At 32.5% G+C, this 2504-nt stretch carries 4 protein-coding genes; all 4 read right to left on the bottom strand.

Annotated elements, in window-relative coordinates; all coding sequences use genetic code 11:
• Window positions 1–65: 65 nt before the first annotated feature.
• Complete coding sequence (gene brxA, locus CD127_RS10195; protein WP_103329812.1) at window positions 66–500, bottom strand: bacilliredoxin BrxA; 435 nt, start codon at window positions 498–500, stop codon at window positions 66–68.
• 35 nt (window positions 501–535) lie between these two features.
• On the bottom strand, window positions 536–1648 hold the full coding sequence (locus tag CD127_RS10200) for a conserved virulence factor C family protein (protein ID WP_103366634.1): 1113 nt from the start codon (window positions 1646–1648) through the stop codon (window positions 536–538).
• 28 nt (window positions 1649–1676) lie between these two features.
• On the bottom strand, window positions 1677–1928 hold the full coding sequence (locus CD127_RS10205; RefSeq protein ID WP_103299113.1) for a NifU N-terminal domain-containing protein: 252 nt from the start codon (window positions 1926–1928) through the stop codon (window positions 1677–1679).
• Window positions 1929–2101: 173 nt separating this feature from the next.
• Complete coding sequence (locus CD127_RS10210) at window positions 2102–2296, bottom strand: zinc-finger domain-containing protein (protein WP_103299114.1); 195 nt, start codon at window positions 2294–2296, stop codon at window positions 2102–2104.
• Window positions 2297–2504: the final 208 nt, after the last annotated feature.

Below are 2504 nucleotides of genomic sequence, written 5' to 3' on the forward strand. Positions count from 1 at the left end.
AACTCTTTGAAAAATCAATTAGTTATTATAGGTTTTAGAAATTTATATATATAGATTGATTTTATTTAGCAATTTTCATCAAAAGCGTCTTTAATATCCATGCAGATATCTTGAATATCGCGACCTTCAATATGTTCACGTGGAATAAAATGTTTTAATTCAGTACCTTTAAATAAAGCATATGAAGGACTTGATGGTACTTGTTGAATATATTCACGCATTGTTTGTGTTGCTTCTTTGTCTTGTCCAGCAAATACTGTGATTTTATTTGTAGGTTTTTTATCGTTTTGTTCTGCAACAGCAACAGCTGCTGGTCTAGCTAAGCCGGCAGCACAACCACAAGTAGAGTTGATAACAACGAATGTTGTATCGTTATCGCCAACATTGTTCATATAGTTTGATACTGCTTCGCTTGTTTCTAAACTTTCAAAACCATTTTCTGTAAGTTCAGCACGCATTTGTTGTGCTAATTCTTTCATGTATTGTTCATATGGATTCATAGTTAATACACTCCTAATGTAAGTATTTATATTGTTTATTTATCACGATTGGCAATTTGTTTCCACACTGAGCCAAGTGCTTCGTCTCCCTTTTCAATACGAGAGATAGCCGTTTCAATTTGTAATTTAACTTCGTATGCTGGATCATCAACATGCGCCTTTAAACTTGGAAGTTGTTCTTCGCCACCCTCATCAAATAAAAACATAGCTGCACGCCAACGTACAATTTTTTGAGGGTCATTTAAGGCTTTTTCCATTTCTGGTAAAGCTTCTTTATAACCTAAGTCACTCAGACAATCTCCTGCTGTGCGTCTAACAGCTGGACTCTTATCTCTAAGACCTTCATAAAGATATGAAAGTACAGCTTTATTATCTATCATGCCAAGTAAAACGATAGCTTCTCTTCTTAATGCCACTTTTTCTTCTTGTAAAGCGAGCTGTAGAAGTGGTAAATCTTCAATGGTAGGCATTGGGAATTCCTTTAACATACGTAAACGGACTTTCCAATCTTCCGTTTGTTGATATTCTTCAATAGTAACGTGTTTATATTGTGATTGAGGAATAACTGTCTCTGTAGATAAAGCTACTTGCGTTAATTCTTCCAATCTTTGTTCAGGATACATCGCAAGAATTTCTTCAACAACTTCATTCATAACATCATCAAGTTCGCCGTAACGAATACCTAAATCACGCCATTTACGTAGAAAGACCACATTTTCTCCATCTTTTTGAGCGTTTAACATGCTATCTACGAATATATCAGGAAGTTGTTGGCGTTTTTCTTCATCAGAAGTAGTTAATTTGATTTGATATGGAATGTCTTTAAAGGTTAATACTTCTGCTTTTACTTCACCAAAATGATCGTCGATTTGAGATTGAACATCAGTTGCTTCTTCATTACTTAATGTAGAAGTGATGAGAGGCAATACAGTTTCCCAATTAGCGCGTGGTTCTTTATCTATGGCTAAAAAGTCCATAACATAGAAGATAGATTTAACACCTTCAAGTGCTAATAAATCATTTATAAATTTAGGGTTCGTTTCTTTAACTTCTGTATAAGTATTAGATTGGTTATCTGATCTTTTTTCAGTTAATACTACTTTCATGGTGTTAGGACTAGGTGTTGGTTCAACTCTTAAAATTTCCATTTAAAAATCCCCTCCTCTTAATTATAAATTAATTGAAAGCGGATTGAATTTGAGGTAATAAATCATTCCAATTTGCATTTTCTTCTTTATCCACTGAAATAAAATCCATTACATAAAAAATAGATTTTACCCCATCAATTTCAAATAATCGATTGATAAAATCAGGTTGACCCTCTTTAGCTGATGTGAAGGTATTAGATTTATTATCTGCTCTTTTTTCATCTAAATTAATTTTCATTGTATTATGATTTGGTGTTTCTTCGATTGATACGATTTGCATGATATGATTGCCCCCTATTATAGACTGTAGCAAAACCTTTTCACTCTTTGTCACCTTATGCGTGCCTAGGTCATCTACCTGTAGTAAACTCCCGTCGTTACGCATTTCATTTCCTCGATTGATAAAGGTTTTCTTTCAGTCTAAAAACTTTGAATTATTTTCTCAAGACACTTTTATTGAAGTTCATTTCCTAATTGCTTAATCTGTTTACCAATTGAGCACTCTGAAATACAAAAATGATGGGCTTGTGTTTTGCCCTCTGTTTTTCTGATATGCGTTTTAAGTAAACATTTATCGCAATAAGTATTCATTAAGTCATCAATTTTTTGAATTGCACTTTGTTCGGAATGCGTAAGAATGCTAGTCACTCCTTATTTCAAGTATTATCTCATAATAATCATGGAGTTATTATAACTTAAATTAAAGTAATTTTGAAATAATCGATTTACTCATAAATTTATAAAATTATTAAAATTCCTACCTCCTATTGCAACAATTGTATTTTTACTATATAATATATAAGTTGTTTTTGCGGTTTCTAAACACCCGCATTATCAAAATTTAGGAGGATAATCA

The sequence above is a fragment of the Staphylococcus petrasii genome (assembly GCF_002902565.1).
Taxonomy (GTDB): domain Bacteria; phylum Bacillota; class Bacilli; order Staphylococcales; family Staphylococcaceae; genus Staphylococcus; species Staphylococcus petrasii.